The sequence below is a fragment of the Chryseobacterium oleae genome (genome assembly GCF_900115055.1).
Lineage (GTDB): Bacteria > Bacteroidota > Bacteroidia > Flavobacteriales > Weeksellaceae > Chryseobacterium > Chryseobacterium oleae.
This window is the reverse complement of the sequence record NZ_FOVD01000002.1, coordinates 1-25,908: the sequence shown is the minus strand read 5'-3', so window position 1 is coordinate 25,908 and position 25,908 is coordinate 1. Positions and strand designations below refer to the sequence as shown.

General features: G+C 38.1%; 19 protein-coding genes. 3 read left to right on the top strand and 16 right to left on the bottom strand.

Annotation, left to right across the window (positions count from 1 at the left end; all coding sequences use genetic code 11):
• Positions 1–8: 8 nt before the first annotated feature.
• The 7 genes from BM143_RS24150 to BM143_RS07215 form a co-directional block, all read right to left on the bottom strand.
• A complete protein-coding gene (locus BM143_RS24150) occupies positions 9–854 on the bottom strand; it encodes a hypothetical protein (RefSeq protein ID WP_228430717.1) in 846 nt (281 codons plus the stop codon).
• A gap of 11 nt (positions 855–865) precedes the next feature.
• The gene (locus tag BM143_RS07240) at positions 866–4,147 is read right to left on the bottom strand and encodes a hypothetical protein (protein WP_090023918.1); all 3,282 of its coding nucleotides are present in this window, start codon (positions 4,145–4,147) and stop codon (positions 866–868) included.
• A 5-nt stretch (positions 4,148–4,152) separates the two neighbouring features.
• Positions 4,153–5,754, bottom strand: a complete 1,602-nt coding sequence (locus BM143_RS07235) for a T9SS type A sorting domain-containing protein (protein ID WP_090023917.1) — start codon at positions 5,752–5,754, stop codon at positions 4,153–4,155.
• A gap of 258 nt (positions 5,755–6,012) precedes the next feature.
• Entirely contained in the window at positions 6,013–7,455 is a 1,443-nt protein-coding gene (locus BM143_RS07230; RefSeq protein ID WP_167375257.1) for a TolC family protein, read from the bottom strand.
• Positions 7,442–10,636, bottom strand: a complete 3,195-nt coding sequence (locus BM143_RS07225) for an efflux RND transporter permease subunit (protein WP_090023915.1) — start codon at positions 10,634–10,636, stop codon at positions 7,442–7,444. The genes BM143_RS07230 and BM143_RS07225 overlap by 14 nt, the downstream gene beginning before the upstream one ends.
• 22 nt (positions 10,637–10,658) lie before the next feature.
• On the bottom strand, positions 10,659–11,744 hold the full coding sequence (locus BM143_RS07220) for an efflux RND transporter periplasmic adaptor subunit (protein ID WP_185116534.1): 1,086 nt from the start codon (positions 11,742–11,744) through the stop codon (positions 10,659–10,661).
• Positions 11,745–11,893: 149 nt separating this feature from the next.
• Positions 11,894–12,283: a hypothetical protein gene (locus BM143_RS07215; RefSeq protein WP_090023914.1), complete on the bottom strand. Its 390-nt coding sequence runs from the start codon at positions 12,281–12,283 to the stop codon at positions 11,894–11,896.
• Between the two features lie 961 nt (positions 12,284–13,244).
• Here BM143_RS07215 and BM143_RS07210 point away from each other — a divergent pair.
• Entirely contained in the window at positions 13,245–13,637 is a 393-nt protein-coding gene (locus BM143_RS07210) for a hypothetical protein (RefSeq protein WP_090023913.1), read from the top strand.
• Between the two features lie 45 nt (positions 13,638–13,682).
• Complete coding sequence (locus BM143_RS07205) at positions 13,683–14,117, top strand: META domain-containing protein (RefSeq protein ID WP_090023912.1); 435 nt, start codon at positions 13,683–13,685, stop codon at positions 14,115–14,117.
• Between the two features lie 58 nt (positions 14,118–14,175).
• On the opposite strand, the gene BM143_RS07200 is transcribed toward BM143_RS07205, so the two are convergent.
• The 9 genes from BM143_RS07200 to BM143_RS07160 form a co-directional block, all read right to left on the bottom strand.
• Positions 14,176–14,430, bottom strand: a complete 255-nt coding sequence (locus BM143_RS07200) for a SemiSWEET transporter (RefSeq protein WP_047454972.1) — start codon at positions 14,428–14,430, stop codon at positions 14,176–14,178.
• Positions 14,431–14,484: 54 nt separating this feature from the next.
• Positions 14,485–15,534 carry an NAD(P)/FAD-dependent oxidoreductase gene (locus BM143_RS07195; RefSeq protein ID WP_090023911.1) on the bottom strand — a complete coding sequence of 350 codons (1,050 nt, stop codon included), beginning with the start codon at positions 15,532–15,534 and terminating at the stop codon, positions 14,485–14,487.
• A gap of 56 nt (positions 15,535–15,590) precedes the next feature.
• On the bottom strand, positions 15,591–16,529 hold the full coding sequence (gene porN / locus BM143_RS07190; protein WP_090023910.1) for a type IX secretion system ring subunit PorN/GldN: 939 nt from the start codon (positions 16,527–16,529) through the stop codon (positions 15,591–15,593).
• Positions 16,530–16,549: 20 nt separating this feature from the next.
• Complete coding sequence (gene porM / locus BM143_RS07185) at positions 16,550–18,142, bottom strand: type IX secretion system motor protein PorM/GldM (RefSeq protein ID WP_090023909.1); 1,593 nt, start codon at positions 18,140–18,142, stop codon at positions 16,550–16,552.
• Between the two features lie 53 nt (positions 18,143–18,195).
• A complete protein-coding gene (gene porL / locus BM143_RS07180) occupies positions 18,196–18,888 on the bottom strand; it encodes a type IX secretion system motor protein PorL/GldL (protein ID WP_034727075.1) in 693 nt (230 codons plus the stop codon).
• Between the two features lie 61 nt (positions 18,889–18,949).
• Positions 18,950–20,371, bottom strand: coding sequence for a T9SS ring complex lipoprotein PorK/GldK (gene porK, locus BM143_RS07175; protein WP_090023908.1), 1,422 nt, complete (start codon positions 20,369–20,371; stop codon positions 18,950–18,952).
• Positions 20,372–20,479: 108 nt separating this feature from the next.
• Positions 20,480–22,333 carry a glutamine--fructose-6-phosphate transaminase (isomerizing) gene (gene glmS, locus BM143_RS07170; RefSeq protein ID WP_090023907.1) on the bottom strand — a complete coding sequence of 618 codons (1,854 nt, stop codon included), beginning with the start codon at positions 22,331–22,333 and terminating at the stop codon, positions 20,480–20,482.
• Between the two features lie 18 nt (positions 22,334–22,351).
• On the bottom strand, positions 22,352–23,971 hold the full coding sequence (locus BM143_RS07165; protein ID WP_090023906.1) for a DUF4270 family protein: 1,620 nt from the start codon (positions 23,969–23,971) through the stop codon (positions 22,352–22,354).
• Between the two features lie 13 nt (positions 23,972–23,984).
• A complete protein-coding gene (locus BM143_RS07160; RefSeq protein WP_047454959.1) occupies positions 23,985–24,755 on the bottom strand; it encodes a glycogen/starch synthase in 771 nt (256 codons plus the stop codon).
• 171 nt (positions 24,756–24,926) lie between these two features.
• Between BM143_RS07160 and panC the strand changes: the two genes are divergently transcribed.
• Positions 24,927–25,775, top strand: coding sequence for a pantoate--beta-alanine ligase (gene panC / locus BM143_RS07155; protein WP_090023905.1), 849 nt, complete (start codon positions 24,927–24,929; stop codon positions 25,773–25,775).
• The last annotated feature ends 133 nt before the right edge of the window (positions 25,776–25,908 follow it).

Sequence of the window (25,908 nt, the reverse complement as noted above, 5' to 3'; positions counted from 1 at the left end):
ATTTTTAATTAATGGGTGGTGGATTTCATCTTAATAAGCTCTTCTTTCAGCTGCTTAATGTCTAAAACGGCTTTTCCTAAATCCGTATTTTCTGTTTCTAATTTCTGAATTTTTTCCTGCTGATCTTTTAACTGTCTGTTTTGTTCAATCACATACAAAGTAAGCTCTTCGATCTTTTGCAGAAGTTTAATCTGAAATTCACCAACATTAACTCCTTCTTTTTCCATGACTTTGGCTGAAGCTATTTCCGGTAAATGCTTTTTCTCTTTAATATGCTGTGCTACTTCTTCCAACTTTGGCAGATCGTAGTTTTCTTCAAACACGAAATCGGCTGTCGGAGTCAGGGTCACTTTGAGTTCTTTGGCCTCCAGTTTTCCTTGTAGTAAGGCATTCCCATTAAGTGAAATCTTCATAACTTCATTCATGGTCACAGGTGTGTTCAAGGCAATCTGCTGATTAGGCTTGGTTAAAAAGCTGAATCCTTCATTATCAAGCGTGATCGCTACTTTTGCAAAATCAAGTGTTCCATTACTGGATAACCATCCAAGGCCTGAACCGTTTGCTTTAACACCAAAACCCATATAGGTTGATGATGAACTTCTTAAGGATCCCCAATTATTAATTGATCCGTCTTCATATCTAATAGCAAATGCATTCATCCCTTCGGTAGAATTTGTATTACCAGCTAAGATATTACCCAAAACGTCTAATTTTTCTTTGGGAGCAGAAGTTCCTATTCCTGTATTTCCAGATGAAGGAGTAGATGTTGGGTTTATACTTCCGCCAGATGTATATAGTTGTGCCGAAGCCAATTGAGCCGCAAAAAGGCCTGCAATGAATATTGTTTTTTTCATAATTTGAGTTTTTATTGTTTGTAATTGTATTTGAATTCTTTAAGGATCTTGTACACAGGATTTCTGGAAGCATCTTTATCAAGCTGTTTCACTTCTTTCAATCTATTGGCTGTGTCATAAATATAGATCTCTCTGATTCCGGAAGGAGGAGTAATACTTTTTACACCGATCAGAGGATCGTAGGTATAGGTATTGATCTGATAACTCAATAATGCAGAATTATTTCTGAACTGATCTAAAGCGGTAACCAATGATTGTTCGGAAGCCTCTGTACCCAACAAGGCATCATTGTCTGAGGCATTGACGATATTATCAATTAATGACTGGCTGATATCTGAAAGTTTTGCGCCTTCTATTTTGGCAATAGGCTGGGTTTTATTGTAACCCCAGATAATAGTTGTGGAAATACCATTTTTTGTAGTATACTGCTGAAGGTTTCCTTTTGGATCATATTGATCATAAGTAAGTTCCGTAGAACCAATAGCTGGATTCTGTAAATCAAATGACAATGCAGACGTAGGGAGTAAATGGATTGGGCTCTCAAATTTTGTTTCTGATTTGTTGATTACCTTACCATTTTCTTTAACCTCCGTTTCCAATGGTATACCTATCATATTGGCATTGATTAGTCTTTGATTTCCCTTTTCGTGAGCATAAGAATAATTTGTTTCATTTATAGATGCATCCGGAGAAGTAATCTTTTGAAGGGTAGGCTGCAAATGTTGAAGATTGTTATAATCAGTATTTACTTTAGTTTCCATTACCTGACCTCCAATATATTCTTTTGAAACAGTTTCAATCAATTTGGAATATCCATAATAATTTTGATAGAACGTGTATGATATATTAGGAATAGGACCATCCTGTGGATTATAAAGATAACCTGTGCTCAATGAAAAATTCTCCCTGAAAATAAATGAGGTTATTGTATTTTGTGCGAAGCTATATCTGTTATCCTTTTCCTTAAAAACAGTAAAATCATTATTTCTAAAAGCATATTGTTTTTCATTCTTTAAAAGCCCTCTTTTTAATTGCCCGCTATTACTGTGTGGTGCATCAAAAATTCGTGGACTATATGCATATGAGTTAGCATCCCATTCGTATTCATAGTTTCTTTCAATAGCCTTATTCCCGTTAATCAATTCCGTTATCGACTGATAAAATATTTTATTTGATCTGTCATTGAAATCAGTTAAAATATTATCCTTATAAAAACGATAGGCAGGAATTGAAGTTGATGAAATGATAGGATTACCTGAACCCGAAGAGTTACACTCCAAAGCACAATTTCTTTTTGTCATTATATAATCAAATAACTTTGGAGTACCTGCATTAGCAATACTTTTCTTTGGAGATGTCCTCTCTGCTAGCTTATTATAGTAGAATAACCGCGTGTATGATCCACCTTCTGTATTGTTTTCTTCAATTTTTTTCACCCTGCTTCCTCCATAATGTTTTAATACATCCTCCATTTCATAGCGCGAATTATAATTTACAGACGCAAACCCGTCTATTCTTCCAAAGTAAGACGTTACAGAATATTCTACTTCATAGGTATGTCCCGCTATGGTATTCACCGGGCAGGTATCATGTGGGAGCCCTGTGTAGCAGTTGTTCGTATTGAGACCTACATTATAGCTGCCACTGCTGCTATTTACGGGAACGGCAGGATCAGTTAGATCTCGGATACTTATTCCGTGTACTTCATGAAAATCAGGCTGTCCACAATCCAAATAATTTGTTGAAGCTGTTGCAGCATAGGTGATAGGTGATCCATTAGAAACAAAGGTAAATTTCTTGCTGACTGTTCTCGGACCGACACAAGCTCTCGAAGCCTGCAGACCCATACCTTCAAATTTTTCAACCTGAACGGTTTCCATTGAACTGTTGGATTCATAAGTTACCTCAGAATAACCTCCTGTCGGATAGTAAATTCTCTTTAAGTTTCCAAAATATGTGCTTTCCGGCTCTACTTCTTTATTGGCTGAAGCATAGCCGTTGGTTTTACTGAAAATATGATTAGGAATCTTTCCGGATACATTAGCAAAAGGGGTTTGATTGTATTTTCCGTTTGAATATCCATAAAAATCCGTTGCTAAACTAAATCTTGCAGGAATGTTTTCTTTCGAATAATATTCAAATCTGAATTTTTCATTGGATACTGCATCCTGAATATTTTTTAAAAAATGACGGTTGACCGTACTTTGTTCCGATGGGGATAGATCATAGTAGGTTACAGCCGATCCGGCATTTACATCATCATAGTTTAATGAATAATTTTTTATGGGCTGATTGTTTTGTTTAGCAAGAATTGTAACGGAGGTAAGAAGTCTTCCATCTCCATTGATCAGGTCTTTTCTTGTCTTATCATAAATGAAATTAATTCTAGCTTTGTCATCATTAATGCTTAAAAGTCTTGGTTTTAATGAAACCATTGTAGTTTTACTTTTTGTAATACCACTGTTTTCATAGGTATTAGGCACACAACAGCTCTCTGAAACGCTGAAAGAAGCACTCATTGAAGCGTAGTAGCTAATGCTTTCAATAGAATAATCAAAATTTATAATCTCGTTTTTGTTGGTAATTACCTTGGCTAAATACCATCCTGAAGTATAATATTTATCCGGTCCTTTATAATCGATTTTAGTTCTCTCCATAAATTTTTCCTCACCTCCGAAATAATATTTATTTCCTTGATTATCTATGAGAACAAATTCTAAGTTTTTACCAAACTGGGTAACCATTGTTGTTTTATCGGTTATTGATAATTTTGAACCATCGCCCCCATTGTAGTGGATGTTTAAGCTCTTGTCAATATAAAACTGACCTGAAAGCCCATTTGAAAGAGAAAAACTAAACCAGTCATATTCTGTATCAATAGAATTATCAGGATGGGCTGCTCCTTTTATCTGATTTGCATTGGCAGTTTCGTCTATGGTCTGGGGAAACCATTCCGCTGACGAGGTTTCATCCTGTTCGTCTCTTACCACCCTTGAAATGGCTCCTCCTGCAACCAATTGCCAGGAAACACCGATATTTCCTCCTATATCGTCAACTTTAACTCCACTATTATATGATAGGTTTACAGGCAAATTAATAGAATTTCCAACTGTATAGATTGGAAAATTATAAGAGAAATCGCCTGAAGGGGAATTGTTAAAATCCAATCCATAGACACTGAATTTATAAGTTTCCGCTGATGGTGGCTTAATGTCGGGTAATGATTTTTGAATATTATTTTGTGCGTGGATACACACAGATAAGAACGTCAGAAGACATAATATTTTTTTCATTTGTGTTATTTTTTAATCAGTTTGGCATTCGCCATTTTATTCCCATCCGTCTTTATCGTCACCAGATAAGCCCCCTGAATCAAATTCTGAGTATTGATCTTCGTCACCTTATTCTTCGTCTTCAAGCTCTGAAGTTGTCTTCCACCCATATCATACAGCATAATATCAGCTTCTTTAAAGTCAAAGCCTATTTCTACATAAGCATAATCGGATACCGGATTCGGATAGATCTTGATGTCTTGTTTTTCAATTAATTTATTGATCTGGCTGTCTCCAAGTTTCACAATCTTCCAGTTCTCTTTTCCAAGTTCTTCCGCGCTGGTTCCTGCAAGGATGATTGAGCCATCTCTGTTCAGCTTAATATCTGAAAGCCTTTCTTCTTTCTTTCTGGATTCTCCTTTCACATATTTTCTCCACGCTTCATTGCCATCTTGGTTCAGGTACAACATCCAGAACGTTTCATCATCCGTTTGTATTTTTCCTTCTGCCTGCGTATAGCCTCCTAAAAGAATTCCTTTTGAGGATTTATCATCTGCTGAATGAAGGACGCTCATCCCCATCAGAATATCACGGTTCTTGAAATTGAAAGACTTTTGCCAGATCTCATCGCCTCTTTCATTTAAAGAAATCAACCACAAATCTGTTCCTTCCTCAATTCCTACCGTTTTATTTCCTGACTTTTCTGATCTGGATTCTCCACCGATTACATATCCTGCAGATGTCAACGCCAATGTTCTGATATGATCATCGCCTTTTCCTCCAAAGTTCTTCTCCCATTCTACTTTTCCGGTTTTGTCGAGTTTGACGATCCAGTAGTCGCCCTCGCCGAAATTATCCGTAGACTTAGCGGTTCGGGATACGGGATGCGGGGTTGCCGAAGACGACTTATCTGTAGAACCCGAAACCCGGATCTCGGAACTCCTCGAGTAAATCCCCAACAACGCTCCGCCATCTCTCGTAGGAATCATTTTCTCCACTTCATCCAAACCTTTTCCACCCAGAACAGTTTCAGAAAGTATTTTTCCGTTTTTATCCAATCTGGAAATCCAAACATCTTTTGATCCGTACCCTTTAGATGAGTTTTGAACATTTCCGGCTACAAAGAATCCGAGGTCTGTTGTTTGAATAACAGATCGTGCTTCCTCATCAGAAGAACTTCCCAGTGTTTTCTGCCAAAGCTCATCTCCGAATTCATTGATCCTGATCAGCCAGATATCTGAGCCACCTTTGGAATCTTCTTTTTTATCCAATCCTTTTCCGGAATAAGATGTTCCGGCCAGAAGAAAACCTCCTTCCTGAGTAGCTACAGAAGCCGAAAGATAATCATGATTCTGCCCTGAGAAATACTTCTCCCAAACCTGCTCTCCCTGCTGATTAAGCTTAATTAAGTGAAAATCGTAACCGTTGTTTTGCTTACTGCCTTCAGCCTGAAGCTTACTGCTTTGGATACTGCTTCCCGAAATAAGATATTGCTGATCAATAGTCGTGGTCACCTGGCTTAGAAAATTCTGTGTAGAAGACTTGATGTCTTTCTGCCACAATACTTCTTGGGCAGACAGCCCCAGAAGCGTGCATACCATCAATGCACCGGAGTAGAATTTCTTCATCTTTTGTGTATTTTTAGTTTAAGATTAGCTTGTATATTTTGCGGCAAATTTAACACTTTTTAACGTGTTTTAAATCCCTCAATTAAGATTTAATGTAATTTTCACTTAACTGATATATTATTAACGATTTGCCATTAATTGATGAACAAAATCAATCTCATAACACGACAGAACGCGTCGCATAAAAATAAAAAGAGCCGACCCCCGAAAGGATCAGCCCAAAACATTAACTGTTTATATTGATAGAATTATGATTTCTTATTTCCAGCCACCGCCTAAACTTTTGTAAATATCTACAACCGTACTTAGCTGTTGCTGTTTAGCTTCGATCAGCTCCATTTTCGCATCCAGCGCATCCCTTTGATTCAGAAGAACCTCAAGATAATCTGCTCTTGAATTCCTGAATAATTGGTTCGCAATGTCAATCGACTGATCCAGGGCTTTGGTTTCCTGCGACTTCATCTGATAATATTGGTCAATATTTTTAACCTTTGACATCAGATTAGCCACATCCAGATATGCATGCAAAATCGTTTTGTCATACTCGTACAACGACTGAATCTGTCTCGCATCCGCAGTCTGGAAGTTCGCTTTGATCGCACTTTTATTAATGAGCGGTCCTGCCAATTCTCCTACCAGTTTATACGCTACAGATTCCGGCATTTTAACTAGGTAAGAAGGCTTAAAAGCTTCCAATCCTAACGTTGCAGAAATCTCCAGTGACGGATAAAACTCTTTTCTCGCAGCCTGTACATCCAGTTTTGCCGCTTTCAATTCCAGTTCTGCCTGTTTGATATCCGGACGGTTAGCCAGTAACTGAGACGGTATTCCCGTATACACAGTCTGTGGCATCGTAGACATAAAGCTTTCCTTAGCTCTTACAATGGGTTGCGGATATCTTCCCAGAAGTGCATTGATTTCATTTTCTTTCTCTGTGATATCCTGGCGGATTGTGTATTCCGAAGCTTTGGATTTTGCCAGTTCAGCTTCAAATTTCTTCACAGCCAGTTCCGTAGCCGCAGCAGCTTCTTTCTGAATTTTGGAAATTTCCAATGCTCTTTCCTGCAGCTTAATATATTGTTGAATAATATCCAGTTGATTATCCAAAGCCAGCAATTCATAATAATTGTCTGCTACCTCTTCAACAAGGCTGGACAGAACGAAGTTTTTCCCCTCAACCGTAGAAAGGTAATGAGCAACAGCTGATTCCTTCTCAGTTCTGAGCTTTTTCCAGATATCAATCTCCCAGTTCGCCATCAATCCTCCTTCAAAATTCCCAAGCGGATCCGGCATTTCTCTTCCGGGTTCTATTTCTGTAGTGGCATCACCGGCTCCTTCACTGGTGTAACGCCCTGCCTTTTTAACACCGGCTCCTATTCCGGCTGAAACAGTTGGACTTAATTTTCCTTTTTTCGCTAAAACACTGCTTTTCGCCATTTCAATCTGCTGAAGCGTGATCAGTAATTCCTGGTTATTTTTTAAAGCGGTTTCAATTAAGCTTACCAGATTAGGATCTGTAAAAAACTGTCTCCATGGAGTTGTGCCACTGTTTGTATTGGCATCCTGCTGCTCTTCCTGATTGAAATTCTGAGGCAGGTTTTCTTTTACTTCATCTTTTATAACCGTGGCCATTGGAGCTCTGCAGCCTGTAAGTACAAGCGATAGAGCAATGGCTGCTATATATTTATTATAAATCTTCATGTTTATCATCGTGTTGATAAGGTTCAGTTTGTTCTGTTAAAGGATTCTCTTCTTCATATCTTGCCAGCCTCGATTTCTCTGCAATGGTTCCGAAAATATAATACAGACCCGGAATAATCATCAGTCCGAAGATCGTTCCTATCAGCATTCCTCCTGCTGCGGCCGTACCAATTGTTCGGTTTCCTACAGCTCCCGGTCCGGTGGCCATTACCAACGGAATAAGACCCGCGATAAAGGCAAATGAGGTCATCAGGATCGGACGGAAACGGATAGCTGCCCCTTCGATAGCTGCCTGCGCTACAGGAATTCCTTCTTCTGCTTTCTTCTGAACGGCAAATTCAACGATCAATACAGCATTTTTACCCAACAGACCAATCAACATGACCATCGCCACCTGAGCGTAAATGTTGTTTTCAAGGCCTAATAATTTCAGGCATAAGAATGCTCCGAAAATACCTGTCGGAAGGGATAAGATCACCGGCAACGGCAGGATAAAGCTTTCATACTGCGCTGCAAGAATCAGATACACAAATCCAAGACAGACCAAGAAAATAAATACCGCTTCATTTCCTCTGCTCACCTCGTCTTTAGAGATACCCGCCCAGTCGATACCGAAACCTCTCGGAAGTGTTTTATCAGCAACTTCCTGAATCGCTTTAATAGCCTGTCCACTACTGTATCCCGGTGCCGGAGTACCACTCACCTCTGCGGAGTTATACATATTGTGTCTTGTGATCTCTGACAATCCATATACTTTTTGCATTTTCATAAAATCAGAATACGGAACCATCTGTTCTTTATCATTTTTCACATAAAGCTTAAGCAAATCGGTAGGCAGTGCACGGTATTGCGGCCCAGCCTGTACAATCACTTTATACGGTCTGTCAAAACGGATGAAACTGGTCTCATAGTTGGAACCGATTAATGTAGACAGGTTATCCATTGCACTTTGGATCGTTACCCCTTTCTGCTCGGCAAGATCATTATCCACTTTCAGCATGTACTGAGGGAAACTTGCAGAATAGAAGGTAAATGCAGACCCAAGTTCAGGACGTTTCTTCAGTTCTTTAACAAAATCATTACTTACCTGCTCCATTTTATGATAATCTCCACTTCCTGCTTTATCAAGCAAACGGAGTTCGAAACCTCCCGCAGCACCATAACCAGGAATGGAAGGAGGCTGGAAGAATTCTATATTGGCACCGGGAATATTTTTGGCTTTTTCCTCAAGCTTTTCAATGATTTCTGCGGCAGATTCTTTACGTTCTTCCCAACTTTTAAGGTTGATCAGACACGTTCCCGAGTTGGATCCCGTACCTTCTGTCAGGATTTCATAACCAGCCAGTGAAGAAACGGACTGTACCCCATCGATATCTTCAGATTCTCTTAATAATTCTTTCGCAATCTGATTCGTTCTTTCAAGAGTAGATCCCGGAGGTGTCTGGATGATGGCATAAATCATTCCCTGATCTTCCGCCGGAATAAATCCTGAAGGAAGAGAGTTGCTTAAGAAGAATGTACAGGCACAGAATGCCAGTAATAAAGGAAGTGTAATGGACTTTTTCTTAACTGTTTTGTTAAGCATTTTCTCATATCTTCCGGCTCCTTTCGTGAATAAATTGTTGAATTTATCTAAGAAAATAGTGATCGGTGTTCTCTTTTTGGCTTTTCCGTGGTGATTTCTTAAGATCAAAGCACATAAAGCCGGAGTCAGTGTCAAAGCTACAACCCCTGAAAGGATGATCGCTGAAGCCATCGTAATGGAGAACTGACGGTAAAATACCCCAACCGGACCTGACATAAATGCAATCGGAATGAATACGGATGCCATTACCAAAGTGATCGCAATAATTGCCCCACTGATTTCATGCATCGCTTCTTCCGTAGCTTTTAAAGGAGAAAGTCCTTTTTCTTCCATCTTTGCGTGAACGGCTTCAATCACTACAATCGCATCATCGACGACGACCCCGATGGCCATTACCAATGCAAATAGTGAGATCATGTTCAGCGTAATTCCAAATGCGGACATGACGGCAAATGTTCCAACCAGTGAAACCGGAACTGCCAGCGCAGGAATTAAGGTTGAACGCCAGTCTCCAAGGAACAGGAATACCACGATGGCTACCAGGATAAAGGCTTCAAATAAGGTGTGAATAACCTTCTCCATGGATGCATCCAGGAATCTTGAAACGTCATAACTGATGTCATAGTGCATTCCTTTCGGGAAGTTGTTTTTCTCAAGATCTTTCATCAAAGCTTTCACATTTTTGATAACGTCACTTGCATTGGAACCGTAAGACTGTTTTACTGTAATTGCGGCAGAAGGTTTTCCGTTCAGTGTTGAATAGATATCATACATGGACGAACCGAATTCTATATCAGCCACATCTTTTAATCTTACAAATTCTCCTCCCGGTTTTGCTTTCAGGATAATATTTCCGTAATCTTTTTCATTGTTGAAACGTCCGGAATATTTCAGAATATATTCGAAAGACTGAGAACGTTTTCCTGAGCTTTCCCCCGTTTTACCCGGAGAAGCTTCCAAACTCTGCTGGTTCAGGGATTCCATTACTTCGTCTGCGGAAATATTATAAGCGGTAAGCCTGTCCGGTTTAAGCCAAATACGCATTGCATATTCACGGGTTCCGAGGATATCTGCGAAACCTACTCCACTTACCCTTCTCAATTCGGACATCACGTTGATATCAGCATAGTTGAAAAGGAATTTCTGGTCAGCTTTGGGATCGTCACTGTACAGGTTAATGTACATCAACATGTTAGGTTCTTCACGGGTAATTTTTACCCCTTCACGCACGACCAGCGGCGGAAGTTTGTTGACCACGGAAGATACACGGTTTTGAACGTTTACTGCGGCTACATTGGGATCAGTTCCAAGATCAAATACGATCTGAATGGATGCTTCCCCGTCGTTACCGGCATCGGACGTCATATATTTCATACCCGGAACTCCGTTCAATCCTCTTTCGAGGGGAATTACTACCGATTTAATCAATAGTTCGTTGTTAGCTCCCGGATATTCTGCGGTGATATTTACTTTAGGGGGTGAAATGGAGGGAAACTGGGTCACTGGAAGTTTTACCAGCGACAGAACTCCCATAAATACGATGATCAGTGAGATCACGATAGACAGAACAGGTCTGCGGATGAATTTCTTAAACATACTGCTTCGTTTTACGAGTAGACTACTCTGCTTTTAGTTTCAATGACTGAAGAACTTTTTTAGGATCCTGGAATTTGGACTGTATTTTCTGGTCATCTTTCACCTTCTGTACCCCTTCTAAAAGGATTTTATCTCCCTCGGCAAGCCCTGATCCTACCACATAAAGATCGGGCAGTTCGTAAGCTACTTTTATGTTTCTGGATTTTGCTTTTCCATTTTTATCGATGATGAATACATATTTCTGATCCTGAATTTCATACGTCGCTTTCTGTGGAATGATCAACGCATTATGTACAGGCATCGTCATCTGTACTTTTCCGGTTTCCCCGTTTCTAAGGAGCTTATCCGGGTTTGGGAATTTTGCTCTGAAAGCAATATTTCCTGTTTCGTTGTCGAATTCTCCTTCTATAGTCTGGATTTCTCCTTTCTGAGGAAGCATTTCTCCATTAGCCATAATCAAAGACACTTCCTTGCTTCCTCTGTCGGCAGCGTGGGTCTGATAGGTTAAATATTCCGGCTCTGAAACGTTAAAATAACTGTAAACGTTGGTGTTGTCTGATAAAGAAGTTAGTAAATCTCCTTCGTCTACAAGGCTACCTAATTTTAAAGGAATTCTGTTGATCACTCCTGAAAACGGAGCTTTAATGTCTGTAAAAGACAAATGAATCTGAGCCAGTTTCATTTCAGCATTAGCAGCGTCCAGCTTAGCTTTGGCCATTGCTCTCTCGTTTTTAGAAACGATATTGTTGCTGGCCAATGTGCTGGCATTTTTCAGTTCAATGCTTGCCTGTTCTACTTCAGCTTTGGCTTTCAATAATTCAGCCTGGTACAGCTGAGGCATAATTCTGAACAGGGTTTGTCCTGCCTGTACATACTGGCCTTCGTCTACATAAATTTTTTCAAGAAATCCTTTTTCCTGTGCACGGAGTTCGATGTTTTTCACAGATTGGATTTGGGCTACGTATTCTTTGTTGATTACCGTGTCCATTTTGACAGGGCTGGTGACGGGATATACTGTGGCTTCTTCTTTTTCTTCTTTCTTCTGACTGCAGCCAACAGTCAATAAAAGGGTGCTTATCGCAATGCCTGAGGCAACTCTTTTGATCATAATTCTAGAGTTTAATATAAATTCGTTAATGTTTTGAATGGGAATAAACGGTAATGGAATTCCTGCATCGTCATGATTACCGGCATAGGCAATGCAGTAGATCTCCCACCCGGAATACGGACAGAAAAGGGATCAAGAAAAATGATTTTTTAGATTCTGATAGAACGGATCAGAATGAATGTTTTAACATTGGAATACAGCGAAAGAAAACCATTGATAGAGGGTTTTCTGCTTTTAGAAGAACGAAGACCAAAAATATAGACAAGACTGAATACACCGGCCAATACAGCAATCATCTGAATGGTATCAGACAACTGAAAGCTATCCTCAGCAAGCTCTAATGTGGAATTATCAATATTGTCTGCCATCTGCTGTACCGACAATTTTTCAAAAGTCTGGTTCAGGCGGTTGGCTTTTTTTGGCAAATGATGAGAAACATGACCGGAATAGTCATTTCGAAGTGTTTTGACATCGAGTCTGCTTTCTACTACGAAGAGCAGAAAAAGGCCGGTCAAAAAATATACTAATACGTTTCTCATTTTGAAGTGGCAAATGTACACTTAGAAATGCATACCCTCATAATAGATTAACAAAATTTAACGCTCCTTTAAATTAGCTGAATGCAGAAAACACGCATTTTTTTCTTATGAAAACACGGTGAAAATTCATTCAATTTTAACAATTACAGGTATAAACAACGCACAATACAATTTTATTATAAATTTTAAACACAATATTTGATTTAAGTAAGAATAAATTACTTTCAAAAATGGTTAACATACCTTAAAATTTGAATTGAAGATTAAATATTATTTAAAAATTCAATATTGATTAATATTAATCATAATAATTTGTATATTTATGAAAAATTATCAGTAATTAATTAACAATTGGGTACAGTTACTTAATTTAATGGAAGGATTTTATTTTTAAACTTTCATGTAATTGACTATCGGAATATTTAATTTTTTATGACTTATTTTTAAAACTAACAACCACTATAACCATGAAAACTTTAATTGTTAAAAACAGAATATGTTCTGCAGGGCTTTAATCCTGTATCAACATTCAATTAAAGATACAATTTGACCCACCAGAGAGAACTGAATTTTCAGTTCTCTTTTTTCATTTCTTCCCCCAAAAAAAAAGTATCTCGCATATGATTTAAATCATTTTTTACTGTGTATCAGCATCATAGAATTTTCAATACTTTTGCAGCACATTAAAACAACAAATATAACGTGAAAAAAAACTGTACTTTTTTATTCTTACAACCGGCTGTCTAAACCAGTATTCCAACGGTTACCCGCTCAGCAAATCTTTATTAAACATACTTACTTTTATAGACTATAAAAGAATACTGTAAGGAGGCGTAAAGCTTAACAGATAGAAATATCAGATTAATTTATGTAAAATTAACATATATTTAATAAAAATATTTGTAAATTTATATAGTATTAATATCACAATTCATGACACCTATTCAAATCACTTATCACTATGAAAAAATTATTCACATCGGTTCTTATGGGGCTGGCAGTCCTTTCCTCAACAGCGTGTAAGCATCCGGGCAAAGAAGCGGAAACACTTACCGAAGCTGCACCTGAAAACAAGGATGAGATCTCTAAAGACGTTTTCACCGACAATTACGGGGAAAAAATTGAAGTTACCATCAACCACACAAAAAACACAGCAACCGTACATCTGGAAGGCAAAACGTATGATCTTAAGAAAAGCGATGCTCTTCCTGAGTACACGGCCAGTAATGAAGAATATCAGTATTCGGATATCAAAGGAAATATTACTTTACTGAAAAAAAATGTAGATATGGTTCTGTTTCATGCCAAGCGTGACCCTAAAGGATCCGGATCTACAAAAATGGCTTCTTACTAATCTGAGGCCTTAATACACTACCCAACCCACACAAAATAATAAACTATGAAAAACTTGTATTACTATTTATCTGCCTTTTTTTTACTGGTATTTCTTACTGGATGTAAGACGCCACCGGCACAGAAAACGACAACAGATATCATGGGAAAAACATGGAAGCTTACGGAACTGAACGGACAGCCTATCAAGCTTAAGAATCCTAAAAGCAATCCTTATTTCAAGCTCAATACGGAAGGCATGAGATATGAAGGTAACGGCGGCTGTAATGGCGTTGGAGGCACTTTCGAGATCAAGCCTGAAATGATGAGAATCAAGTTCAATCAGGGAATGTCTACGATGATGGCCTGTGATGATCTTGAAACGGAACAGCTATTCACCAAAGCTTTGCTTGCTGCAGATAATTATTCTGTGAATGGAAACACGCTGACCTTAAACAAGGCGAGAATGGCTCCTTTGGCTAAATTTGTTCTTCAGCCTTAATTGAATTTAAAATTTTACGATATAAAAAGGTGGCTTTGAATTTCTCAGCTACCTTTTTTTATTTCTTATAGATCATATAACTTACCAGCAGACTTATATTGACTAAAACAGCAAATGCATTTGACAAAATAATAGGCAATTCGTCTTTCTTAAAACCATACCATACCCAAAGCGAAAGTCCTGAAATAAGGACCAACAGCATGACCAGAGAAATATCGTCCACATTCTTCTCTTTGATCACCTTGATCAGTTGGGGGATCATGGAGATAGAGGTAAGGACTCCGGCTATAATACCCAGGATGTTTTCATTCATAGTTTAAATTCTCTTCTGAAGTTATGAATTTCTACGGAATATTGAAAGTTACTTCTAGCTTCTGGCTTCTGGCTTAAATCTGTCACTTGAAACTTCCTCATGTAACGGAATATTTTCTTCAATAAACTGGTACAGGCTATGAGAGAAATAACAGCCATTCAGGATTCCTCTGGCTCCAAGACCATTGAATACATAGAGATTCTGAAATGATCCGTGTCTTCCGATAATCGGTCTTCTGTCTTTTACGGTTGGCCTGAAACCGAAATTCACTTCTTCCACATCAAAATCATGGGGATAAATTTCAGACAGTCCGTTCACGAGCTGTGCTACTGCAGATTCATCTATGTGATGATGCAATTGCTCCCTGTCATAAGTTCCGCCGTAGAAATGAAGTCCGTTATCTGTCGGGAACAGGAAATGTTTCTTCTTAATGGTGATATCATTCGGGATGGGCTCAGAAAGTTTTACTTTGATATGATGTCCCTTATTCGGAACTACTGCAATATCTGAAAAGAAAGGATTTTCTTTTACCCCCATTCCTTCACAGAATATTATATTTTTAAATTGAAGCTCTTTGTAAATGCCTTCAGAAGCTTCTACTTTTCCGTAATCGAATTTTTCTCTGATCAGAAATTCATTTTTTTCTAAAAAATCAAATAGATCCATGAAAAATCCACTTACTTTCAGCCTGGCAGACTGATTGACCTTTCCGGTGTTAAAGTCGTTTTTTACCACCTCTAAATGATCGAATTTTTCATCAAGAAAGCTGGAAAGTTCTTCATTTTTGGATTTCTTTACCCAAAGGTTCTGTTCATTTTCATCATGAAAAATTCTGTGGATCGGTGAATCGATCAGATAATTTTTTCCGGTGTAGGATTCTATCTCTGCTAAAGTATCTTTAAGAAAGTCGATCTGTTCCTGTGCTTTCCAGAATGTCGTGAATTTTTTAAGCACTACAGGATTGATAATTCCTGCAGAAACCTGGGACGCACTCTTTCTGCCTTCTGAGAAAAGGACGAAAGATTTGTTATGCTTGATTAACTGATGAGCGAAAAACAACCCCGCATAGCCGTCTCCAACGATGATATAGTCTATATGTTTCATAATAAAAAAAACCTGAGTAAAAGTACTCAGGTTTTCTATAAATATCAAGTGAAATCTTAGTAATTCCACATATCATTTTCCATGCTTAGGATCTGATTTTTGATTCTTTCGCTTTCAGCTAACTGATCGTCAGCATCTTTAGGGATATAGTCCTTGATCGTACCATCACCTAAACCGCTTGATGATTTGTAAATAATGGAAGAGAATCTTCTTGCATTGATGATATCATCGAATGAAAGGTCAGCAGAAGAGTTTTTTCTGTTGTACACAAAGTTGTTCGCCAACACGTCTCTTGCATTTGGATAGAAGATCCAGAATAAGTCAATAAGCTCGTCATTACTTGCAATCGGCTTACCATCTGGTCCAATAACTCCCTGTACAGCTGGATCTGGTCCCATTGCTGCAATACCAAGAGGTCTGTATTTCATCTGTCCGTCTCTCTTATCGATAAACCACATACCCATGATTTTAAGAACTTTTACTTTATCAGTAGTGGTCTTGAAAACGTCGGTATATTCTTTTTTCTCCTGATCTGTTAATTGTCTTCCGGAGTTAAGGATATCAATAGCAGCATCATTGATGATTACTTTTTCCAATCTCTTTTGGATACCTTCCGGCGACAGTTTCACCGTAAAGTTTTCGTCATCATAAACCTGTTCGATCTTACCGCTTAACGCAGCGTCCAATAATAACTGGTATAGAGATCTTGTAGGCGTAGCCAAAAGTCCGTCCGGATTGTCATAATAGAAAGGCTGGTTGATCTTATCATTCATATCGATGATCTCCCATACAAACATACTCTTAAAGATATCTTTATCTTCTACAAAACCATATTCAAGAGGCTTTACTGTTTTATCAATAATAGTATCACCAACTTTTTGTTTGTTTTCCTCTCTCATCTGTCTGAACTCTTCCGGAGAAGCTGCGTTCAGAATAGTCTGGGATAAAGCGAATCCCGAAACTAATACTAAAAGGGTGCTAATATATTTTTTCATAATAAATTACAATTTTAGTCCTATGGAATATTAATGATTATAGGAGTAATGTTTTTAATAACCTGACCGTCCAGACCTTGAGCCGTAACTTTAATATCAAATATTGAAACTACATCTCCTGATCTAAGATTTTTCACTAATCCAGCGGCGTCATTTAATGAATTTCCGTGAACTAATAATGCTGCTCTACCTGGTACTCTTACCATAAACTGAGTTACAGTAAATGAAACCGGGAAGTCAAAGTCAGGAATTGCTGCCTGTACCGTTTGATTCTGGATAGAAGTTGGAGGCATCGCTACGATACTCTGTCCTCTGATCTGACCTTGCGGTGGTGGTACATTTTTAATTCTATACTCAAATACCTGTGATACAGATTTTCCGTAAGGATCTATTCCTGATAATGTCAGTTTAACTGTATTACCCGAAGTAGGCTTCACACTCCATTTTCCTGGGCCTGTATTTTTTACAGATGCTCCCGGAGCAGATAGTGAAAGTTTAGAATTGTCAGCTCCTAAGATTGATCCTGAAACAGGGTTCTCAAGTCCTCTATACATTACATTCATTTTATCCGCAGAAAGCAATAATCCTTTTTCAAGTTTTACTTCTCTTGGTCCTGCGATTACGTTATACGTGTGCGTCCATGGGAAACTTTGAGGTTTTCCTGAAGCATCCGTTAAAGTAATTGTTCCTCCCAGTTTGTGCTCGCCGATACCAGAACCTGAAATAGAGGTAATCCCTTTTCCGTTCTCTACTCTGCTTACCCCTGAAATCGCAATCTTGTTACTTGTAGAATAAGTACCTAACATTACTTTTACTTCAGCCTGTTTTCCTGCCTGGATATCCACCGGACCTGAAACAATAGGCTCATAGCTTGAGAATTTGATACTTGCATCCACTTTCTCCTGAAGTAATAATGCCAATGCATCAGACTGTACGTTTCTCGCATCATTCTGGATGATCTCTAAATTAGAGATCGCAGCGATCAACGGCTGGTGATAGAATTTATTCTGAAACCAAGTCTTGTCATTCGGAGATTTTCCTTTTGGATATTCAGCGATCAAAGATTTATTAGCTCTGTCTACTAAGTCTTTAAGCTGAGGATTGTTTCCAAAAGTAGCATTGATGTAATTTCTTACGTCGTCAATTTTAGCTTTTAAATCCAAAGCTCCTTTTGAAGGCGTATTTTCTTCTCCTTCTTTGAAGAAATATTCTGTAGTCGCTTCGTTATTATTCAGCGCTGCAAAATTTTCGCTTACATCAATATCTTTTCCTGTTTTTGGATCTTTATCATGAAAATCCGAAGTCTTTTTTAAAGCATCCTTGATCCCCTGTGCCGAAGCCACCAAAACATCAATTTTACCTTTTAAAACTTTATAATTTCCCCAAGGCTGTGCATAAGTATCTGGTACCTGCATCGCTTTAGCCTCAAGGGTTTTTTCGAATATTTTCTCGTTTTTATTTTCTGTTAAAGTCCTTGTTTCATTCAATGCTCTGGTAGAGTCATAATATGATCTGATGATCTCTGCATCAATATTTAGGGCCATCATCGCGATGAACACCAAATACATTAGGTTGATCATCTTCTGACGAGGGGTCTGTTTTCCTTGTGCCATTCTCTTTTCTTTTGTTTTTGATTAAGTAGTTAAATTTCAGAAATGGTTAGGAATTAAGACTTCATAGCAGTAAGCATACCACCATAAACTCTATTTAAGCTGTTAAGATTAGTTGTTAAACCTTGTAACTCTTGATTGAATTTTTCAGATTGCTCTGCAGACTTCTGCATATCTGCTACATATTTGTTAGCAAATTCAGATTGTCTTTTACCGCTTTCAAGCTGCATTACGTATAAAGCGTTCATACTTTCCATATGCTGAGCTGCTTTGTTAAGCTGATCATTATATTTGTGAGTAGAAGCAGATACATCTACAGTCTGGTTGATCTGGTCTACAGAGTTAGAGAACTTGTCGATACCGGTTCTTAGTCTGTCGAACAACTGAACATCCAGTTTTGCGTCCTGAAGCATTTTGTCTAATTTATTTGAAAGAGAATTTTCTAATTCTGCAAAATGCTGAGCATTATTTTTAGATGAAACATTAGAATGTAAAGGGTTTGGGTTAGCATGCTTATCTAATAGTTCAGGATAAACATTTTCCCATGCATAAGATTCTTCTGATTTTGGAGGGTCGAATGCGAAAATGATAAAGATAATAGCCTCCGTAATAAGTCCCACTGTAAGAGCGATATTACCATTAATTGGTCCCAAGGTAATGTGAGTAATTTTAAGCCAAGCTCCAAGAATTACAATTGCAGCACCGAATGAATAAAAGAAATTCATCCAAGCATCTTTAGTCTTAAACATATTAAGTTAGTTTTTTTAATGTTAAATAAAATTGTTATTGAAAAATAGTTGTCCGGTTAAATTATCTGTTAACTCTTCTTGGCTTAACAGCTGCTTCAGGAATGTCCTGTACAGTTCTGAATCCGATATAGCTTCTTGCGGAATCTTTTCTTTCCCAATCTCTAGCACCTGTCATAAGGGCATATCCTATATCTTTCCAAGATCCACCTCTTACTGATCTCTTCGTATCCTTTGTATCTTTCGTAGAAGGATTTAAAGTAGATGAGAATCCGTAAGAAGAGTTGTTATACGCAGATGCTGTCCATTCAGAAACGTTTCCAGCCATATCAAATAACCCAAATCCATTTTTCTTAAATTTCTTTACTGGAGCTGTATATGTATAAGTACCTTTTTTCTCGTCTTCCATGTAGTTACCTCTCTTCGGTTTGAAGTTTGCCAGGTAGCAACCTCTGTCATCCATTAAATATGGACCACCCCAAGGGTAAGTAGCATTTTGCATTCCACCTTTTGCCGCGTATTCCCACTCAATCTCTGTAGGAAGACGGAACTGCAATGGTCTTTGTTTTCTTCTTTTTAAGCTTTCGTTGTAGTCCGTTTTCAGTTTAGATCTGAAATAACAGTACGCTCTTGCCTGATCCCAGGTTACCCCTACTACAGGATAATCTTTGTAGGCTTTGTGCCAGAAATACTGTTCGAACAACGGCTCGTTGTAAGTGAAGTGGAAATCATTTACCCATACCGTAGTATCAGGATAGATGGCAATGCTTGAACTCTTAAGGTAGTTAGCACCTCTTTCGTTGTCAGCTAGTGCGGCATCCATATCTCCCCACTGATAGTTGTATTTTAGTTTACTAACGTCTAAAATTCTTTCGTTTCCTATTCTGGAAGAAGCAGGCAGATACATAGACTCTAAAACTTCCGCATATTCTACATCAGGATACTTTCCAGTGCTCCAGTGTAATGGGATTTTCCAGTCTAATTTTTTGCTTGCATCATAACTTCCGTCATCTCTTCCTCCTTGTCCCTCTAAATATTCTTGATAAGGTGTTAAATTTTCTTCTTTTTTAGCAAGGTATGCATAGTCTCCTATACTTGCTCCTCTACGTCCACCTTCTTCACCGCCTTCCCCAGCAGCTTCGGCCAATAGAGTTCTCGCAATGGAATCTCTCACATAATTGATAAATACCCTGTACTCTGCGTTGGTAGTTTCCGCTTCATCCATGAAGAAAGAGGAGACCGTAACAGTTTTCAATGATGCTTTTTCAGGGGTATTTGTTGGATCCTGATCAGCAAGACCAGCAACAAATGAACCTGCTGGAATAGCCACCATTCCGAATGGTCTTTCCGCAACAAATGATTTCGTTTTTTCTCTTGGTATCAATTCTCCTTTCGTTCCAGGCTTCCCTACAGAAGAACTGCCACCACCTGAACAAGATACTGATGCTACCGACGCAGACAATAATAAAAGAAATATCCTTTTCATGTTAATTTTTATAATTAAGCCGTAAATATATAATTTTTTTAAGAAACTTTTAAGATTTTTTTTGAAATAACGGAAGAAATCTAAATTTATTTTATTTACAACTGTTTTTTATTCCACGGTTACTGATTTTGCCAGGTTTCTCGGTTGATCTACATTGGCCCCTCGGTATACAGCAATGTAGTAAGCTAATAGCTGTAGAGGCACTGATGCAACGATCGGTGAGAAACATTCTGAAGTCTCGGGAATTTCAATAACATAATCTGCCATTGCACTTACCTGCTTGTCTCCTTTATTAACGACCGCAATGACTTTTCCTTTTCTGGCCTTAATCTCCTGAACATTACTTACAATCTTATCATAGTGTCCTTTTTTAGGAGCAATGATGACGATCGGCATGTTCTCATCGATAAGGGCAATAGGCCCGTGCTTCATTTCAGCTGCAGGATATCCTTCTGCGTGAATATAAGAGATTTCTTTCAGCTTAAGAGCGCCTTCCAAGGCTGCAGGATAGTTGTATCCTCTTCCTAAATAAAGGAAGTTGGTAGCGTTGATAAAGTCTTTAGCAATATTTTGAGTAAGCTCGTGTGTTGTGCTTAAAACTTCTTCGATCTTTTTAGGAATAGCATCCAGTTCAGCAATTAAGCTCATGAATTCAGCATTTCCTAAGTTACCGTTATGTTTTCCTAGTTTGAATGCAATCAGCGTAAGGATGGTAAGCTGTGCAGTAAATGCTTTTGTAGAAGCTACACCAATCTCAGGACCAGCATGCGTATATGAACCTGCATCTGTAATTCTTGCAATGGAAGAATCCACCACATTACAGATACCATATATAAATGCTCCTTTTTCTTTGGCCAACTTCAATGCAGCCATTGTATCTGCTGTTTCTCCGGATTGGGAGATGGCAATAACAACGTCTTTATCTGTGATAATCGGGTTTCTGTATCTGAATTCTGATGCATACTCCACCTCTACCGGAATTCTGGCATATTCTTCAATAAGATATTCTCCGATAAGTCCTGCATGCCATGAAGTTCCGCAAGCAATAATAATGATTCTGTTAGCATTTTTGAATCTCTCTAGATGATCCCAGATTCCAGCCATTTTGATAATCCCTTCGTCTACAAGAAGTCTCCCTCTCATCGTGTCGTGTATGGATTTAGGCTGTTCAAAGATTTCCTTAAGCATAAAATGCTCGTATCCACCTTTTTCGATTTGCTCTAAACTTAATTTAAGCTCCTGAATCTCAGGCTCAATCTTAGAGTTATCATTAATTGTTCTGATATCTACCCCATTTTCCAATGAAATAGTAGCCATATGTCCCTCTTCAAGATAGATCGCCTCTTTTGTAAATTCTACGAAAGGAGAGGCATCAGAAGCGATAAAATATTCTTTATCACCAAGTCCTATGGCTAGCGGAGAACCTAATCTTGCTACCACCAATACGCCCGGATAATCTTCATGAAGTACTGTGATAGCATATGCTCCATACACTTCATTCAAAGCATATCTTACTGCTGTAGGGAAATCTGTTTCTGAATTCACATCCATAAAATACTGGATAAGATTCACCAAAACTTCTGTATCTGTTTCAGACTTGAAAGTAAATCCTTTTTCACTAAGCATTGTTTTAATCGTATCATAGTTTTCTATAATACCATTATGTACAAGTGCTATTTTTCCGCTATTGGAAAGATGCGGGTGTGAATTTCTGTCACTTGGTACCCCATGGGTAGCCCAACGGGTATGCCCCATTCCTATCTTAGCTGTACCTTTTAACTGCGCCGAAATATTGACTAAATCATCTACTTTTCCCTTTGTTTTTTCTACTTCAAATTTCTTATCTGAACCTTCCAAAACAATTCCTGCACTGTCATACCCTCTATATTCTAATCTTCTAAGACCGTTGATCACAATGTCATACGCGTCCTGAAATCCTGTATATCCTACAATTCCGCACATATTTTATCTAGTGTTTTTTTATTTTTTAATACCGTAAGTGATTTTTAACTGAATTCTTCTGTCAGGATTATTTTTATCTGATCCCACAAAAACGGCTCTTTCCATTTCAAATGCTTTGGTTGTAAATTTATATCCAGCCAAAGGTCCTGCCGCTGTAAGTACAAACTCTCCCATATTGATAACCAATGGATTATTAGGTATAATTTTATCCGTTTCAACAATATCTTTCACTGCTTTTGTTACTGTGAAATCATAATAAGAAGGATTCTTATCTAAATCACCAGGAGCAACCGGGTTAGGGAAACCTGCAAGCATATCAGGCAGAAACCCTGTAAGCTCAAGTAATGACGTTGCATCATTTTTCTTGGCAGGAATGATAGTAAGGTTATTACCTGCTTTTCTAAATTTATTATACCATGCAGCATCTGTATAGATTCTGATCTTAGCACTCATGATGGCTGCCTTATTATTATTATACAGTTCCTTAAGCTTAATGATTGTAGCATCCGGAATCTGCACAGCAAAAGAAGGTCCTCCCATTCCCTGTAGATAAAGCTTTTCATCACCATCAGTCGTGTTAATAGACTGTCTTGCCGTTGCCCATGCAGAGTTTGTTCTGTTATACTCATACTGTCCTATACGTGCATTACCAAGACCTCCTCTCAATAGTAATTTGAATGTAGATTGTGGTCTTGTGATAGTACCGTTGTCATTTTTTTCGTTGGTGTAATACATCACCACTTCCATATCATCCGGAGAGAACTGTAAAAGATATCCATCCGTTTCAGCTACAGAAAGTCTGATTCCTTTGAAGTATCTCGTAAAGTTAGCCGCATCCTGAAGTTCAGGTTTACCGCTTTTATCAAGAATCTTAGTCTGGAAGAAGTCATTGTTCAAACGAATTCTAAATCCTGCATCTGCCGTAAACAGTGCTGTATTATCAGATTTTTTAGTGATTGTGTATGATTTTACATTTCCATCAAACACAGCAGAACCCAATGCTGATCCTGTACCTACCGTGACATTGGAATATTTGAAATTATTATCATTACCATCCAGGAAAGTTGTAACCTCATCTACATTAACGTTCATCAATGTATTGGTTCCTCCTGCACCCATCTTAGTTTTACCGTATTTCATGGCGTAACTTACAGGGTAAGTCTTGATTTCTGTAGAAACCGGTGTAGATACCGTTCCTATCAATACGTTTTCATCTTTAGCGCCTGGAGCCTTTACTGAATCCGCAACAAATTGAGGTTTCATAACCAGCACAACAGAATCTACCTTTGGGGCTTTACCAAAATCAAAATTATCACTACTCATTCTCAATTGAGAGATGAATGATGCCTTTTGCATTCCAAACTGTCCCTCGGAGAAAGCTCCGATAACAGCTAAAGAATTAGAGACCCCTGTAGTATTGATAATCTTTAAAAGTCTGCCTGCATCACTTCGGATGGTGTCATTGTTATTAATATTATAGGCAACAAGGGGATATGAAGTTACATTACCCTCTGCAGCACCGCCCAGAAACAGCTGCTCACCCAGCGAATCCGCTTCCGGTTCACAATTATAAAGAAGAGCACTTCCTAAAACCGCCACAAAAAGCATGGCAAAAGTCCTTTTAACAGTATGAGTCATTAAAAATGTGTTTTTAATAAAGTTGGTTTATAGAATCTACGTCTACGTATTCTGATTTTGGAGCTGAAGTTTCATTGAAACCTTTATCAAGATCCTCATCGAGGAACTCGTCTCCTTTTACCACCATGTCTACGTAATTCATACTTTCGATAACAAAATTTTTGATTGTCGGATTATCTAACGCTTTTAATCCGGAAATATTATCGAATGCCAATTTCTCAGCGATATTTTTATCAAGATCTGCGTCTTTCTCGTTGTATAAAGAAAGTACGATTTTAGCGTCCTTGAAATAAGTATCGGATTCGTAATATGTTTTAAGGTAAATTGGAACGAAAGAAGACATCCATCCGTTCAGGTGGATCACATCCGGCACCCAGTTCAGCTTTTTGATGGTCTCGATAACACCTCTTGCAAAGAAAATCGCTCTTTCGTCGTTATCATCGAAAGGATTCCCTTCGTCATCGACGTAGTATTGCTTTCTTTTGAAGTATTCTTCGTTGTCAATAAAGTAAACCTGAAGTCTTTCCCCCGGAAGAGACGCTACTTTAATAATCAAAGGCTGATCCAGGTCATTGATAATAATGTTCATTCCCGAAAGACGGATCACCTCATGAAGTTGGAATTTTCTTTCACTTATTTGTCCAAATCTTGGCATAAAAACTCTTACATCATTGCCTTCATTGTGCATCTTAAGTGCCATTTTGTTTACCACTGCAGCCATATTCGTATCTTCCTGATATGGATACATCTCTGTAGTAATGTACAGTATTTTTTGATTCGGCATAAATTTCTATCTATATTTTTGTAAAAATGCTTTAATGTGCAAAATTACAAAAAAACATCCAACATTATTTTAATTAACATTATTTTACGATAATTCCTATTTCCAAATTATTAAAAACTCATATAATTATGTGATATTTTTAGTATTTTTGAATTAGTATTAAAATAAACTATGGAAGTTATAAAGAACAAGAAAACCCTTCAGGATTTCATTGAAAGACAGAAAGAAATGGGGAAAAAGATAGGCTTTGCTCCCACTATGGGCGCGCTCCATAACGGTCATCTTTCCCTGTATGAAGAAGCCAGAAAAGATAATGACCTCGTAATTTCTTCAATTTTTGTAAATCCAACCCAATTTAATAATCCGGAAGACCTGGAAAAGTACCCGAGAGATATCAACAGAGATATTCTGATCCTCAAAAACTCAGGATTGGTAGATGCTGTGTACATTCCCGAGGTAGCCGATATTTATCCTGAAAAAACAGAAAGTCAGCATTATGATTTTGAAGGACTGGAAAATGAAATGGAAGGAAAATCAAGACCGGGGCATTTTGACGGCGTAGGAACAGTGGTAGAAGAGCTTTTCAGACAGATCAAACCGGACAATGCCTATTTCGGAGAAAAAGACTTTCAACAGCTTGCTATTATTAAGAAAATGGTAGAAAAGAAGCAGCTTCCGGTAAAAGTGACAGGTGTTTCTATTTACAGAGCGGAAAACGGCCTTGCTTTGAGCTCAAGAAACCAAAGACTTCATGAGGACCGGAGAGAAGCTTCAAAAATCATTTATCAGACATTAATTAAAGTAAACGACTGGTTCCGGACCGTTACTATTCCTGAAATAAAAGAAAGAGTAACGGATATCTTCGATCATGAACATGGAATGAAATTAGAATATTTCCTGATCGCTGATGAAGACACCCTGAAAGAAACTGATTTCTTCTATAAAGACAGAAAATACAGAGCATTCATCGTAGTTGTGGTGGATGGCGTGAGATTAATTGACAATATACATCTGGACTAATATTAAACAAGCGTTCAACAAAATACGTCTGCGTATTTTGACTAGTCCTGAAATAGCGATACATATTAAAGGACAAAAATAAATAATTAAACCAGAGCAAATTTCTTTTTGCTTTGGTTTTTGTTTTTATAGG